We start from the raw sequence: 13400 nt of genomic DNA on the forward strand, positions 1-13400 counted from the left end.
CCTTTTCATCTTCGTCGGTGGGTGTCAGGCGCCCTGCTGCCCGAGGACGTAGTCGAGAGAGCGGGTGAGCTGTCGGATGTCGTCCGGTTCGATCGAGACGAAGGTCGCGACGCGCAGCTGGTTGCGACCGAGCTTGCGGTACGGCTCGGTGTCGACGATGCCGTTGGCGCGCAGGGTCTTGGCGACCGCCGCCGCATCGATGCTGTCGTCGAAGTCGATGGTCACGACGACCGGTGACCGGTGCGCCGCGTCCGTGACGAACGGGGTCGCCACCGTGGAAGCCGCCGCCCAGTCGTAGAGGATGCCGGACGACTCCGCCGTGCGGGCGCCGGCCCAGGCGAGGCCGCCGTTCGACAGGATCCAGCTGAGCTGGCTGTCGAGCAGGTGCAGCGTCGTCAGCGCGGGAGTGTTCAGCGTCTGGTTGAGTCGCGAGTTGTCGACGGCGTTCTTCAAGCTGAGGAACTCCGGGATGTACCGACCCGAAGCGGCGATGCGCTCGATGCGGTCGACGGCGGCGGGCGACACCGCGGCGAACCACAGGCCCCCGTCGGAGCCGAGGTTCTTCTGCGGCGCGAAGTAGTAGACGTCCGCCTGAGAGGCGTCGAAGTCGATGCCACCGGCCGCGCTGGTCGCGTCGATGACGGTCAGAGCGCCGTCGGCGACCACGCGTTCAATGGGTGCCGAGACGCCGGTCGACGTCTCGTTGTGCGGCCAGGCGTAGACGTCGATGCCGTCGACGATCTCTGCGGCGGTGCGCGAGCCCGGCTCGGACTTGCGCACATCCGGCGCCTCGAGCCACGGTGCGGCAGCGGCGGCGGCGAACTTGCCGCCGAACTCCCCGAACACCAGATTCTGGCTGCGGCGCTCGATCAGGCCGAAGGCGGCGGCGTCCCAGAACGCCGTCGAGCCGCCGTTGCCGACGATGATCTCGTATCCCTCGGGAAGGCGGAAGAGTGCTGCGAGCTGCTCGCGGACGCTGCCCACCAGGTTCTTGACGGGTGCCTGTCGGTGCGAGGTGCCGAGCAACGTCGGACCTGCGGCGAGCAGCGCATCGAGCTGCTCGGTGCGCACCTTCGAGGGACCGCAGCCGAAGCGGCCGTCAGCGGGCAGGAGGTCACGGGGAATCTCGATCGCCATGCGTTGATTCTACGGCGTGGGCCCCCGGTGCCTTCACCGCATGACGCCCTGATGTCCGCGCGGGAATGTAGGCTTGCCTAAGAAGACCCGGAGGGCCACATGACGGACTTGATCGACACCACGGAGATGTACCTCCGCACCATCCTCGAACTCGAGGAGGAGAACATCGTGCCGCTGCGTGCGCGTATCTCCGAGCGGCTCGGCCACTCGGGTCCGACGGTCTCGCAGACGGTCGGGCGCATGGAGCGCGACGGCCTCGTCGTCGTCTCCGAAGACCGCACCCTCGAACTCACCGACGCCGGCCGCCGCAAGGCGGTCAACGTCATGCGCAAGCACCGCCTCGCCGAGCGCCTCCTCTCCGACGTGATCGGCCTCGACTGGGCGTTCGTCCACGAAGAGGCGTGCCGCTGGGAGCACGTGATGAGCGAGCAGGTCGAGCGTCGTCTCGTCGAGCTGCTCGGCCACCCCACCGAGTCCCCGTACGGCAACCCGATCCCGGGCCTCGACCAGCTCGGCGACGCGCCTGCGCGCACGTTCGACGAGGGCGTCATCGGGCTCGTGCAGAAGCTGAACGCCGCCGGCGCTCCGATCGATGGCACCGTGCGCCGTCTCGCCGAGCCCGCTCAGGTCGACCCGGAGCTGCTCGAGCAGCTGCGAGACGCCGGCGTGGTTCCCGGTGCGAAGGGCGACTATCGCTTCAACGAGGGCTACGTGCTCATCCAGATGGAGGGCAAGGAAGACGGTCTGGAGCTCCCCGTCGAACTCGCCTCGCACATCTTCCTGGTCGGCGAGCCCGCCTGAACTTCGAGGCTGAAGGGCCCGACATCCGCGTGATTCCGCCTCTCCGAGGATTGCCAGGTTCGCAGGGTGACAGGATCGTTATCTTCCGGTAACCTCGGACGAGTCGTCGAAGAAGCCCGCTGACGACACCCGAGAGGATTCGCCTTCCAGGCTCGTCGACCTCCCGGTCAGACCGCACAACGTACCCGAGCTACATACGTGCCACGAGAGCAGAGTGCCGACGAGCCAGCGCTTCCCGAGCGTGCAGGCGCAGGAGGACTAAGTTTTGGCCAAAGACATCGAATCGCCCGAGAAGACAACTGAAGATCGAGCAGTCGCCCGCAGCTCTCGCAGCCGCGTCGACGCTCGCAAGGTCGTTAAGCCCTTGCGTTCGATCGCCATCTTCGGGGCCGTCGGTGCTCTCGTCGCTGCTGTCGCTCTTCCCGCCTACGCCGCATCGAAGCCGGCAGAGACCGCGGCGACCGTCCAACAGCTCGCTGCTGTCGACGCCCAGTCTCTGGTCGTCGCGTCCGACGCGACCGCCGCTCCGCTGAGTCGCGGTACCTTCAGTGCCACGACTCCGGACGAGATCGAGAAGAAGAAGGCCGAAGAGGCCGCGAAGGCCCGCGCGGCCGCTGCTGCAGCCTCCGTCGCCTCTGCGTCGAACACCAGCTTCGACATCGGTCGCTACGCGCTGGCGTCGCCCGGTTCCGGCGAGGTCCGGTACCCGCTTCCCCAGGGTTCCTACAACGTCAGCCGCACCGTCGGCGGCGCTCACCAGGGCGCCGACATGCTCGCCCCGGCCGGCACCCCGATCTACGCTGCGGCTGCGGGCGTCGTCCGTGCCTCTGCCGAGAGCATCGGTGGATACGGCGTCGCCGTCATGCTCGACAGCGTCGTGGGCGGTCAGCGCGTGCAGACGACCTATGGTCACATGATCTACGGTTCGCGTCAGGTCCAGGCGGGGCAGACCGTCGCCGCCGGACAGCTCATCGGCTTCGTCGGCAGCACCGGACGCTCGACAGCCAACCACCTGCACTTCGAGGTCTGGGTCAACGGCGGCCTCATGGAGCCGATCGCCTGGCTCGGCGCCAACGCGGGCTGATCGCTCGCACCTTCATCTTTCCCTCGCGGACACGCCTTCGTGCGTTCACCCGCAGTTTGACCCTCCTGTGCTGCTGATGGGTTAGCCTGAACCCGTTGTCGCATAGTCGGGAGAAGCTGATGGAGCGAATACCGAACATCCGAACCATGGATGCCCTCGGTCGTCACGTCCTTCTGCATCGTCCGCAGGGACGCCACGGTCTTGCCGTGCGCATGAGGCGCTGTCTGTAGACAGCGCCTTTTTTCATCCCCGCGAACGCTTCCGTCCTGTGCGGCTTCGTGTGAGTCGAGAGTGCCGGGAAGCCGTCCCGGCGGATCGAGAGGATGACGATGCGCACACTTGTACTGAACGCAGGATACGAACCGCTCGCGATCGTGTCGTTCAAGAGAGCCCTGGTCCTGGTCATGAACGACAAGGCAACGGTCATCGAACGTGTCGAGGACGACCCCGTCTGGGGCAGTCACGGCGTCTACGACCGTCCTGCCGTCATCGTCCTCTCGCGGTATGTGCGCATTCCGATCAGCAGACGGGTCCCGGTCACACGGCGGGGCGTCCTCCGCCGTGACAACCACCGCTGCGGCTACTGCGGCAAGGCCGCCTCGACCATCGACCACGTGATGCCGCGTTCGCGCGGAGGGGCTGATTCGTGGGAGAACCTCGTCGCGTGCTGCCTGCGCTGCAACAACACCAAGAGCGACCGCACGCCGCAGGAGATGCGCTGGGAACTGAGGTTCGCGCCTCGTCCTCCGCACGGGACGGCGTGGACGGTCCGCGGCACGGAGCGGAGCGACCCGCGATGGGAGCCGTACCTGGCCCTCGCCGCGTGAACGGAAGGCGGGGGCGAGGCTTCCTCTAGAATGGAATCCTCGCCCCCGTAGCTCAGCAGGATAGAGCAGCCCTCTCCTAAAGGGCAGGTCGCTGGTTCGAATCCAGTCGAGGGCACATCTCAGTCACGGCCGTTGCGCCACAGCTTCGACGGCCACCAGATCACTCGACCCAGGTCGTAGGCGAGTGCCGGCACGAGCAGCGAGCGCACCACGAAGGTGTCGAGCAGCACTCCGAACGCGACGATGAACGCGAGCTGCGCGAGGAACAGGATCGGGATCACCGACAGGGCGGCGAAGGTCGCTGCGAGTACGAGACCCGCGGACGTGATCACGCCGCCGGTGATCGAGAGGCCGCGAAGCACGCCTTCGCGTGTGCCGTGCTCGAGCGACTCCTCGCGCACCCTCGTCATCAGGAAGATGTTGTAGTCGATGCCGAGTGCCACGAGGAACACGAATCCGTAGAGCGGAACCGCAGGATCGGCACCGGGGAAGTCGAACACTCCGTTGAAGACCAGTGCCGAGACGCCCATCGCCGTGCCGAACGACAGCACCGTGGTGATGATGAGCAGCACCGGCGCGAGGATCGACCGCAGCAGCAGCATCAGGATCAGCATGATCACGACCAGGACGACCGGGATGATCAGGTTGCGGTCATGGATCGAGGCGTCGTTCGTGTCGATCGCGGTCGCCGTCACTCCGCCGACCAGAGCATCGAGCTCGTCCAGCTGGGTGCGCAGGTCCCGCACCGTCGCGGCAGCCGCGTCAGAGTCGGCCGCGTCGGTCAGAGTGCCCTGAAGAAGAACGTCTCCGTCGACGACGGTGGGCTCGGGCACCGGGGTCCCGGGAGGGCCGACGGCGACCAGACCGTCTTCCGTCACCGGCACCGAACCGCTCGGCGAGTCAGCGGCCGTCACTGAGACCCCGTCGATTCCATCGTCGGCCAGCAGCACGTCGGCGGCATCCTGCAGCTCATCCTCCGCGACGACCACGTACACGGGACTGCCGGAGCCGCCGGGGAAGTGCTCGCCCAGAGCCACCTGACCGTCGCGCGCCTCGGACGCGCCGAGCACGAGATCGGACTGGGGCACGCCGACGGCGTTCAGCTGCAGGACGCCCGAAGCACCGGCGAGCAGCACCAGGGTCGTCACGATCCAGATGACGCGCGGGCGGCGGGTGATGAGGTTCGCGAGCCGCGCCCACAGGCCCGTCTTGCGCATGCCGTGCTCGTCGGCGACGACCTCGGGCTCGAACTTCGGGCGACGGGGCCAGAACACCGCGCGGCCGAACAGCAGCAGGAGCGCCGGCAGCAGTGTGAGCGCGGCGAGCATCGCGAACACGATGCCGATGGCGGCCACCGGACCGAGGGTGCTGTTCGACTTGAGGTCGCTGAGCAACAGGCAGAGCAGTCCGGCGATGACGGTTCCGCCGGAGGCCACGATCGGCTCGAAGGAGCCTTTCCAGGCCGCCAGCACGGCGGCCCCCTTGTCTCGGGTGACGCGCAGCTCTTCGCGGAACCGCGCTACGAAGAGCAGCGCATAGTCGGTGGCCGCTCCGATGACCAGGATGAAGAGGATGCCCTGGGTCTGGCCGCTGAGCAGCAGCACCTCGAACTTCGCCAGCCACCAGACCACGAGGAGCGCGACACAGAGTGCGAAGAGGCTCGTCGAGAGCACGACGATCGGCAGCAGGAACGAGCGGTAGACCAGCACGAGGATGACGAGCACCGCGAGTAGGGCCACGCCCAGGAGGAGGCCGTCGATGCCGGCGAACCCGGCGACGAGGTCGGCGCTGAATCCTGCAGGACCCGTGATGTAGACGGTGACGCCGTCAGGCGCGGCATCCCGCAGCTGAGTGCCGAGTGCATCGATCGCGTCGGCGAGTTCCGCGTCGCCCTCGATCGGGATGAACGCCTGGACGGCCTTGCCGTCGTCCGACGGCAGAGCGGGAGAGACGTCTTCGCTCACGCCCTCGACGGAGGGCGCGTCGGCCACCGCATCCGAGATGGTCTGGAGGTCTGACTCCGACAGCTCGTCATCGGCGACGAACACCGCGATCGCCGGAATGGCATCGCTGTCGTTGAACTCGCCGAGGAGCTTCTGCACCTGCGTCGCATCGGCCGACTCAGGCAGGTAGCTCGTCTGATCGTTCGATGAGACCTCGTCGACCTTGCCGAACAGCGGGCCGCCGAGCCCTGCGCCCACCAGCCAGATGAGGATGAGGGCGACGGGGATGAAGACGCGCGCCCAGGAGTGCCGACGCGTGCGCTCTCGGGTCGGCGGGGTGGGCGCGTGCTCAGGGGTGGACATCAGATTCCTCTCGGAAGGTGCAGGGGATCGGGGTGCGTCAGGAGACCCAGGCGAGGATGAGGATCATCGTCGCGAGGAACCCGGCGAAGTAGTTGAGGAAGATGAAGCGCCGCCACGCGCGGTTGGTCCCCGCCGATGTGTCGTCGGTGACGTTCCACCAGGGTGCGGCGTTGACGATGTACGGCAGCGCGAGTGCGGCGCCCAAGGGTGCCGGCCAGGACGTGAACAGCATGGCGATGCCGGCGAGTGCCCACAGCGCGATCGACAGCCGTACGGTCGCCCGTGCTCCGATCACGGTCGCGATCGAGCCGATGCCCCCTTCGCGGTCGGGCGCGATGTCCTGCACCGCTCCGAAGGCGTGCGCGGCCATGCCCCACAGGAAGAACGCGAGAAGCACGATGACCGCTGTCGAGGTGACGGCGCCCTCGGCAAGGGTCAGCCCCACGATCGCCGGAGTGACGAAGTGCAGGCTCGAGGTCGTCGAATCCAGGAACGGCCGCTCTTTGAACCGGAGCCCGGGTGCGGAGTAGGCGATCACCGCGAACACGCTGATCGTGAGCCAGAGCCAGGATGCGGGATTCCCGACCGCCACGAGGTAGACCAGGAACGGGACGTTCGTCACGACCGCCGCCCACAGGGTCGCGCGGTGTATGCGGGGGGCGAGAAGTGCGCCCTCGATCCCGCCCTTGCGCGGGTTGGCGAGGTCGGACGCGTAATCGAACACGTCGTTGATGCCGTACATGGCCAGGTTGTACGGCACGAGGAAGTAGAGGGTGCCGATGATCAGCGTCAGGTCGATCTCGCGCGTGCTGAGGAGGTAGGCGGCCGCGAAGGGGAATGCCGTGTTGATCCAGCTGATGGGGCGGGAGGAGAGGACGATCTGCCGGGCGTCGCGACCGGTGGATCCGCGGGTCGAGGAGCTCACGAGGGATCCTCCTCGGCGCCTCGGAGGCCGGCGCGCGCGCGTCGACGTGCGCGCAGCGCTGCCCACAGGGTCGGCAGCAGCACGGCCCCTGCGAGCGGATAGGCGAAGTCCTCGAGCGGTGCGAGACCGATGTGCACCCCGAGGAGGTGATCGGGGGAGTAGTGGAACAGTCCGGTGGCGATCATGACGGTGTCGAAGACGGCGGTGAGGAGGAAGAGCACGACGACGGTCGCGGCGATCGCGCCGAGATGGGCTCTGTTCCGACCAGCGACCACGGAGAGAACGGCGGCCGCCACGACGGCGACGCCGACGAACCATACGGAGAGCTCGATGTAGGTCACGATGCGACCTCCACCGGGCGTCGGCGCAGTCGGGTGAGGATCCGCACAGCCCCGGTGTAGACGACCATGGTGCAGACGACGAGGAAGAGCAGGAAGACAGGCTCTTCGATGGGGAGCTCGGGGGCGAGGACGATCCCCGTCGCGACGGCGGCCTCGCCCCGGAAGAAGATCCCTCCGACGATGCCGGCGACGTCCCACGCGAGGAAGAAGGCGAATCCGATCGCCGTGACGATCGCCGCGGTCACCGCGTCGCTCCAGAAGAAGAGCCGGAACCGCCGGTCGAGCAGCAGCATGCAGCCGAGCGTGATGAGCAGGAGCGCGAGGTACAGGAAGCCCATCAGGATTCCCCGCGGGTGGACCCTGTCGGGGCCGTGACATCGAGAGGGCCGCTGGAATGGTCGCCGCGGATGCGCTTGAGAACGATCTCCGCGCTGATGAGGCACATCGGCACCCCCACGCCCGGCGCGGTCGTGGCACCCGCGTAGTACAGGCCCGACACCTGGCGCGACTCGTTCTGAGCACGGAACATCGCGCTCTGGGACAGGATGTGCGCCGGCCCCAGCATCCCGCCGCGCCACGAGTTGTAGTCCTCGAGGAAGTCCGCGGGGCCCTTGGTCTCGCGCACCACGATGCGCTCACGCAGGTCGTGGATGCCGGCCCAGCTCGCGATCTGGTCGATCGCCGCATCCGCGGCCTCCTCGATCGCGGCGGAGCCTGCACCGTCGGAGCCGCCCGCTCCCAACGCCGTGTCGGCGGGGATCGGCACGAGCACGAAGAGGTTCTCGTGGCCCTCGGGGGCCACGGTGCGGTCGGTCGCGCTCGGGCGGCAGACATAGATCGAGGCGGGCGAGGGGATCTCAGGGTCGTCGCCGAAGATCGCGTCGAAGTTCGCATCCCAGTCCTCCGTGAAGAACAGGGAATGATGCGGCAGCTCGGGCACGGAACCACGGATGCCGAGCATCACCAGCACGGCGCCGGGACCGCTCGTGCGCTGCTGCCACCAGGAATCGGGGTAGGTGCGCAGGTGCGGCGGCAGCAGCGCCGTCTCGGTGTGGTGGAGATCGGCGCCGGACACCACGATGTCCGCCTCGGCCCGGTGCGCGATTCCGTCGGCGTCGCGCCACTCGATGCCCGTGACGGTCGGAGCACCCGACCGGACGCCGGTGCTGATCGCCGTGACATCGGCATCCAGCACGATCTCGGCTCCGGCCGCCTCCGCGAGCTCCGCGATGCGCTCGACGACGCGCCAGAATCCGCCCTGGGGGTAGCTGACGCCCTCATCGAGGTCGAGAGCGCTCATGAGGTGGTACATCGCCGGTGCGGTGCGGGGGTCCGTGCCGAGGAACACGGCGGGGTACCCGAGCAGCTGCCGGATGACCGGGTCACGGAAACGCCGCGCGGCGAATGACTGCAGGCGTGTGCCCAGCAGGCTGAAGAGACGGGGGAGTGCGCGCAGCACCTCCGGTGTCATCAGCGTGCGCACCCTCGTGAACGGGTTGTAGAGGAAATAGCGCTCGGCCATCACGCGGGCGTCGTGCGCCGAGTCGAGGTAGGCATCCAGGGCCTGTGCGGCGCCGGGCTCGCGTGACTCGAAGAGGCGCGAGACCGCGTCACGACCGGTGGGAACCGTGACGGACGGCGCCGTGCGCCCGTCCGCGAGGGGCGCCCGGAATACGCGATACCCGGGATCGAGGAGGGTCAGATCGAGCTGCTCCTGGGTCGAGGTGCCCATCATCTCGAAGAAGTGATCGAACACCTCGGGCATGAGGTACCACGAGGGCCCGGAGTCGAAGCGGAAGCCGTCGCGCTCGATGGTGCCTGCACGACCACCGACACGGCCGTTCTTCTCATAGACGGTCACATCGTGGCCGTCACGGGCGAGCAGCCCGGCGACGGCGAGACCGGCGACGCCTGCGCCGATGACCGCTACCCGGCTCATCGGCTCCGCTCCATCGCGGTCACGAGCACCGAGCGCGCGGCCAGCATCGCCTTCACCGGATCGGGTACGCGCACCCGCTGCTCGTAGAGACTCGAGGCCGGAGTCTTCGCGACCCGGCGCGTGAGAGCGGCGAACAGCGCGAGTGCGCTGCGGACCGCGGCGCGAGAGTCCTTGGGCAGCAGCGGGATCGTGCGCGCCGCATCATCGAGCTGCGCCGTGATCGTGCGCACCCACTCGTCCCGATCGCCGTCGGTGAGGCGGCCGCCGTCGCCGAGGTAACCGCGCTGCAGTCGATCCGTGTCATCCGCGAGGTCGCGCAGGAAGTTCACGTTCTGAAATGCCGCACCGAGCTGCCGTGCTCCGTGCGTCAGGGTCTCGAGCTCTCTGTCGGTGCGCCGCTCGTCCCGCAGGAAGACGCGCAGGCACATCAAGCCGACCACCTCGGCAGAGCCGTAGACGTAGCGCTCATGAGCCGCCGCGTCGTAGGACGTGAAGTGCGACTCCGCAGCGATGTCGGCGGCCATCGAGTCGAAGAACGGCTGCGTGAGATCTTCGCCGATCCCGCACTCCCTCGCCGTTCGCGCGAAGGCGTGCAGGACGAGGTCCGTGCTGTACCCCACGCGCATCGCCCGGTGCGTCTCCGAGACGTACGACGCGAGCGCTCCGCTCTGCGCCGACTCGTCGAGCCCCGCCTGGGCGGCGACTCCGTCGACGATCTCGTCCGCGATGCGCACCATCGCGTAGATGTTGCGCACGTGCTGACGGTGTCTCTCGCCGAGCAGGCGCGTCGCGAGTCCGAAGGATGTCGAATATGTGCGGATGACCTCGGTGGATGCGGTGTCGGCGGCGCGGTTGAACCGCCCCAGACTCGCACCCGATGCGTCGTGAGGGTTCGGGGTCATGCGTGACGCCCTTCGAGGCGGGAGGTGGAGACGAGGATCGACCGTGCGGCATCCGAGCTGATCTCGCCGGCGAGCTCGGCCTCGGACAGCAGGGCGTAGACCGCGTCGAGTTGATCGCCGATGAGGCCGATCACGAATCGCTCCGCTCCGCACTCGCGCAGCAGATCGCGCATCGAGGTGGCGTCCTGTAGGCTGAGGTCCGCCGAACCGAACCGCGGTTCGATGTCGTGCCAGGCGCTCGTCGACCGCGCGAAGGCGATGATGGCCGTCTCCTTGCCCTCTCTCAGGTCGGAGAAGGGGTCCTTGCCGTGTGTCCGGTGGTCGCCGAAGACGCAGAGCAGGTCGTCCTGAAGCTGGTAGGCGAGACCCAGGTGGCGGCCGACGGCCTGCAGCGTCTCCTCGGCCGAGGTGGAGGAGTCGGCGAGGAGCGCCGCGGCGCGCAGCGGGAGCGAGAACGAATAGGTGGCCGTCTTGTAGACGCTCATCGACAGGACGGTGTCGACGTCGGAGGCGATGATCCCGTGGCTCAATGCGACGTCGGTGTGCTCGCCGGCCACCGTCTCGAGGATCGTCTGCTCGACCAGGTCGAGGAGGCGTCCTCGTGTGTGCGCCGGCACATCCGCCCGGGCGAAGCCCATGATCGCGGCCGAGAGCATCAGATCGCCCATCAGGATCGCGCTGGACCTGGCCCAGTGCAGCGCGTCCTGCTCGGAGGCGCCGGGTGTGCCGGCGGCGAGCTGCCCGATCAGGTTGGGTCGCTTGCGGCGGGTCAGGTCTCCGTCGATGACGTCGTCGTGAAGGAGGAAGGCATAGTGAAGGAGCTCGATATGGGTCGCTATGTCGACGGCCCCGATCATCGCGTCCTCGCCTGCGGTCGGGACGAGCGCGCGGTGGATGTCGAGCAGCAGCCGCGGGCGCACGAGCTTGCCGCCGAGAGCGTGGTCGGCGGTCGCGCGCCAGAGGGCGGCGAACTCGGCTCCGTACACCTCGGCGTTCTCGCAGTGAATGGCGAAGCGCTGTCGGAGCACCTCTTCGACACGGGTGCTCATGTCCTCTCGCGGCGCGGTCTGCGTCACGGTCGCGGTCATGATCACACCACCCCGAGGTCGCGCAGCCGGGGCAGCTGCTCCACGAGCCAGGGACTGTACGCGAAGGGGGCGCCGATGACGGCGTCGGCGAACTCGGCCGGATCGACCCAGGCCCACTCGGCGACCTCGTCGGGATCGGGGGAGAGGGGGCCGTCTGCGATGGCGACGTGCACGGGGCAGATCTCGTTCTCGACGATCCCGCTCGCGTCGACCGCGCGATAGCGGTAGTCAGGCAGCACCAGGGAGATGTCGGTGACACGGAGTCCGAGCTCGTCCTGCGCGCGTCGATGCACTGCCTGTGTCATGTCCTCACCCGGGCGGGGGTGACCGCAGAAGCTGTTGGTCCAGACGCCGGGCCAGGTGCGCTTCGTCAGCGCTCGCCGCGTGACGAGGAGACGCCCCTGCCGGTCGAAGACATGGCAGGAGAAGGCCAGGTGAAGAGGAGTATCGGTGGTGTGTACCGCGTCTTTCGCGAACACGCCTATCGCGACTCCGTCTGCAGAGAGGAGGGTGACCTCATCCAACGGGGAACCTCCTCGATTTTCGCTAGCTTAGCTAATAATCAACATAACACGAAACAATCGTGTGTAGCATGATGGCATGCACGACGGACCGGACGCCACCCCCCGCGGAAGCGGTGCGTCCGATGTGCTGTCTCGCAAGGACCCGATCTCTCCGGATGGCCTCGCGCACGCGGCGATCTACGACGTCGAGTCGGCGGATCCGCGGAGCACTCTGATCGATCGATCAGGTGTCGACCCCGAGGACCTGCGCCAGATCGCGCTCGTCATGGGCGCCCTCGCTGAGCTCCGCGACGCGGAGCAGAAGCTGTCACTCGCCTCACGGCGCTACATGCGCCTGAACGACACGGACATGCGCGCACTGCACTACCTGATCGTGTGCGCGAACCGCGGGGCCACGGCCACTCCCGGGGGGATCGCGACGCACCTCGGCATATCGACGGCGTCGACGACGAAGCTGCTCGACCGCCTCGAGAAGGGCGGACATATCCGGCGGGCGCCGCATCCGACGGACCGGCGCGCTCTCGCGATCACCATCACGCCGGAGACGCGGCAGGCGGCCATGGAGACGGTGGGTCGTCAGCAGGCCAAGCGCTTCTACTCGGCGGCGCGACTCACTCCGGACGAGCGTGACGTCGTCATCCGGTTCCTGTCCGACATGGCCCAGGAGATCACGCTCCGGGATGAGCCGTGGGCTCAACCCGGAGTCGCGACCTCAGACTGAGTCAGTGCGCGGCGTTGTACGCCTCGACGACCGGGGCGGGAATGCGGCCCCGCTCTGAGAGCGTGTAGCCGTTGTCGTTCGCCCAGGCGCGGATCGCCGCGACCTCGGGATTGCGACCCGCGCGCTTCCGGGGTGCTGCTGACCGCGACGAGGCCGCCGAGCCGGCCCGTCTTCCAGCCGAGATATACGGTTCCAATGCCGCGCGCAGTTCTTCGGCGTGCGCGGAATTCAGATCGATCTCGTAAGAAGTGCCATTCAGCGAGAAATGGACCGTTTCGCCTTCGCCCACTTCCAGGATGCTTCCGTCGATGTCGTCAACCAGCTGGTGCACAATTCTTCTTGCCATGGGAATACAGTACTGCCGAATATCCGAGCCCGCAGTGCTATTCGTGACCAGGGTCGATCAATTTCAGGCCGATGATGCAGCCGACGAGGCCGAGGAGCAGCAGAATCCGCGGCCAGGAGATGTCGCTGTCGCCGGTGATCATCGCCCACACCACTGTCAGAGTCGCGCCGATGCCGACCCACACCGCATAGGCGGTGCCGGTGGCGATATCACGCATGGCGAATGCGAGCCCGAGCATCGAGAGGATCAGACCGCCCGCGAATATGATGCTCGGCCACAGCTTGGTGAATCCCTCGGATTTGCCGAGCGCAGTCGCCCATACAGCTTCGAGGACTCCGGAGACGATAAGCACGATCCACGACATGACGGTCCTTTCGGACCAGTCTTTTCGCTCACCGGGTACTGGTCTGCCTCGTCCGGGGCCGGGGTTCACCGACCAGTATCCACGATAGCCGTGAG

15 protein-coding genes, 1 tRNA gene and 1 riboswitch are annotated in these 13400 nt (G+C 67.6%); of the genes, 5 read left to right on the forward strand and 11 right to left on the reverse strand.

Going from position 1 to position 13400, the window contains the following annotated elements; translation table 11 throughout:
- Positions 1–24 precede the first annotated feature (24 nt).
- Entirely contained in the window at positions 25–1137 is a 1113-nt protein-coding gene (serC, locus tag ACIPV5_RS16395) for a phosphoserine transaminase (RefSeq protein ID WP_072591600.1), read from the reverse strand.
- 99 nt (positions 1138–1236) lie between these two features.
- Here serC and ACIPV5_RS16400 point away from each other — a divergent pair, with 99 nt between their 5' ends.
- The 4 genes from ACIPV5_RS16400 (at position 1237) to ACIPV5_RS16415 (ending at position 3964) form a co-directional block, all read left to right on the forward strand.
- Positions 1237–1938: a metal-dependent transcriptional regulator gene (locus ACIPV5_RS16400; RefSeq protein ID WP_053097237.1), complete on the forward strand. Its 702-nt coding sequence runs from the start codon at positions 1237–1239 to the stop codon at positions 1936–1938.
- A 364-nt stretch (positions 1939–2302) separates the two neighbouring features.
- Positions 2303–3022 (forward strand): M23 family metallopeptidase, encoded by a 720-nt coding sequence (locus ACIPV5_RS16405; RefSeq protein WP_400341924.1) that lies wholly within the window; start codon positions 2303–2305, stop codon positions 3020–3022.
- Between the two features lie 329 nt (positions 3023–3351).
- Positions 3352–3849, forward strand: a complete 498-nt coding sequence (locus ACIPV5_RS16410) for an HNH endonuclease (RefSeq protein WP_053099198.1) — start codon at positions 3352–3354, stop codon at positions 3847–3849.
- A 41-nt stretch (positions 3850–3890) separates the two neighbouring features.
- Positions 3891–3964 (forward strand) — tRNA-Arg (locus tag ACIPV5_RS16415).
- Between the two features lie 4 nt (positions 3965–3968).
- Here ACIPV5_RS16415 and ACIPV5_RS16420 read toward each other — a convergent pair.
- From ACIPV5_RS16420 to idi, 8 genes are read right to left on the reverse strand one after another with little or no spacing between them, the layout of a single operon-like run.
- On the reverse strand, positions 3969–6155 hold the full coding sequence (locus ACIPV5_RS16420) for an MMPL family transporter (protein WP_400341926.1): 2187 nt from the start codon (positions 6153–6155) through the stop codon (positions 3969–3971).
- 37 nt (positions 6156–6192) lie between these two features.
- Positions 6193–7080 carry a prenyltransferase gene (locus ACIPV5_RS16425; protein ID WP_400341928.1) on the reverse strand — a complete coding sequence of 296 codons (888 nt, stop codon included), beginning with the start codon at positions 7078–7080 and terminating at the stop codon, positions 6193–6195.
- Entirely contained in the window at positions 7077–7421 is a 345-nt protein-coding gene (locus ACIPV5_RS16430) for a lycopene cyclase domain-containing protein (protein WP_400341930.1), read from the reverse strand. The genes ACIPV5_RS16425 and ACIPV5_RS16430 overlap by 4 nt, the downstream gene beginning before the upstream one ends.
- Positions 7418–7759, reverse strand: a complete 342-nt coding sequence (locus ACIPV5_RS16435) for a lycopene cyclase domain-containing protein (RefSeq protein WP_295104009.1) — start codon at positions 7757–7759, stop codon at positions 7418–7420. The genes ACIPV5_RS16430 and ACIPV5_RS16435 overlap by 4 nt, the downstream gene beginning before the upstream one ends.
- Positions 7759–9360, reverse strand: a complete 1602-nt coding sequence (gene crtI / locus ACIPV5_RS16440) for a phytoene desaturase family protein (RefSeq protein WP_400341931.1) — start codon at positions 9358–9360, stop codon at positions 7759–7761. Before crtI ends, ACIPV5_RS16435 begins: the two co-directional genes overlap by 1 nt.
- Positions 9357–10262 (reverse strand): phytoene/squalene synthase family protein, encoded by a 906-nt coding sequence (locus ACIPV5_RS16445; RefSeq protein WP_400341933.1) that lies wholly within the window; start codon positions 10260–10262, stop codon positions 9357–9359. The genes crtI and ACIPV5_RS16445 overlap by 4 nt, the downstream gene beginning before the upstream one ends.
- Positions 10259–11350: a polyprenyl synthetase family protein gene (locus ACIPV5_RS16450; RefSeq protein ID WP_187250550.1), complete on the reverse strand. Its 1092-nt coding sequence runs from the start codon at positions 11348–11350 to the stop codon at positions 10259–10261. Before ACIPV5_RS16450 ends, ACIPV5_RS16445 begins: the two co-directional genes overlap by 4 nt.
- A gap of 2 nt (positions 11351–11352) precedes the next feature.
- Positions 11353–11874, reverse strand: a complete 522-nt coding sequence (gene idi, locus ACIPV5_RS16455; protein WP_400341934.1) for an isopentenyl-diphosphate Delta-isomerase — start codon at positions 11872–11874, stop codon at positions 11353–11355.
- Positions 11875–11950: 76 nt separating this feature from the next.
- Between idi and ACIPV5_RS16460 the strand changes: the two genes are divergently transcribed.
- A complete protein-coding gene (locus tag ACIPV5_RS16460; protein WP_400341936.1) occupies positions 11951–12595 on the forward strand; it encodes a MarR family winged helix-turn-helix transcriptional regulator in 645 nt (214 codons plus the stop codon).
- A 1-nt stretch (position 12596) separates the two neighbouring features.
- Here the strand turns inward: ACIPV5_RS16460 and ACIPV5_RS16465 are convergent, their stop codons facing one another.
- Positions 12597–12941: an Lsr2 family protein gene (locus tag ACIPV5_RS16465; protein ID WP_053097221.1), complete on the reverse strand. Its 345-nt coding sequence runs from the start codon at positions 12939–12941 to the stop codon at positions 12597–12599.
- 37 nt (positions 12942–12978) lie between these two features.
- A complete protein-coding gene (locus ACIPV5_RS16470; RefSeq protein WP_400341938.1) occupies positions 12979–13305 on the reverse strand; it encodes a DMT family transporter in 327 nt (108 codons plus the stop codon).
- Between the two features lie 10 nt (positions 13306–13315).
- A riboswitch (guanidine-III (ykkC-III) riboswitch) is annotated at positions 13316–13383 on the reverse strand.
- Positions 13384–13400: the final 17 nt, after the last annotated feature.

Source organism: Microbacterium sp. NPDC090014 (assembly GCF_044748285.1).
In the GTDB taxonomy this organism is placed as follows: Bacteria; Actinomycetota; Actinomycetes; order Actinomycetales; family Microbacteriaceae; genus Microbacterium.

Coding starts and splice junctions, on each gene's coding strand:
- ACIPV5_RS16445 (WP_400341933.1), bottom strand. CDS start 10,262: ATGACCCCGAACCCTCACGACGCATCGGGTGCGAGTCTGGGGCGGTTC.
- ACIPV5_RS16465 (WP_053097221.1), bottom strand. CDS start 12,941: ATGGCAAGAAGAATTGTGCACCAGCTGGTTGACGACATCGACGGAAGC.
- serC (WP_072591600.1), bottom strand. CDS start 1,137: ATGGCGATCGAGATTCCCCGTGACCTCCTGCCCGCTGACGGCCGCTTC.
- ACIPV5_RS16460 (WP_400341936.1), top strand. CDS start 11,951: ATGCACGACGGACCGGACGCCACCCCCCGCGGAAGCGGTGCGTCCGAT.
- ACIPV5_RS16470 (WP_400341938.1), bottom strand. CDS start 13,305: ATGTCGTGGATCGTGCTTATCGTCTCCGGAGTCCTCGAAGCTGTATGG.
- ACIPV5_RS16420 (WP_400341926.1), bottom strand. CDS start 6,155: ATGTCCACCCCTGAGCACGCGCCCACCCCGCCGACCCGAGAGCGCACG.
- ACIPV5_RS16400 (WP_053097237.1), top strand. CDS start 1,237: ATGACGGACTTGATCGACACCACGGAGATGTACCTCCGCACCATCCTC.
- ACIPV5_RS16435 (WP_295104009.1), bottom strand. CDS start 7,759: ATGGGCTTCCTGTACCTCGCGCTCCTGCTCATCACGCTCGGCTGCATG.
- crtI (WP_400341931.1), bottom strand. CDS start 9,360: ATGAGCCGGGTAGCGGTCATCGGCGCAGGCGTCGCCGGTCTCGCCGTC.
- ACIPV5_RS16410 (WP_053099198.1), top strand. CDS start 3,352: ATGCGCACACTTGTACTGAACGCAGGATACGAACCGCTCGCGATCGTG.
- ACIPV5_RS16450 (WP_187250550.1), bottom strand. CDS start 11,350: ATGACCGCGACCGTGACGCAGACCGCGCCGCGAGAGGACATGAGCACC.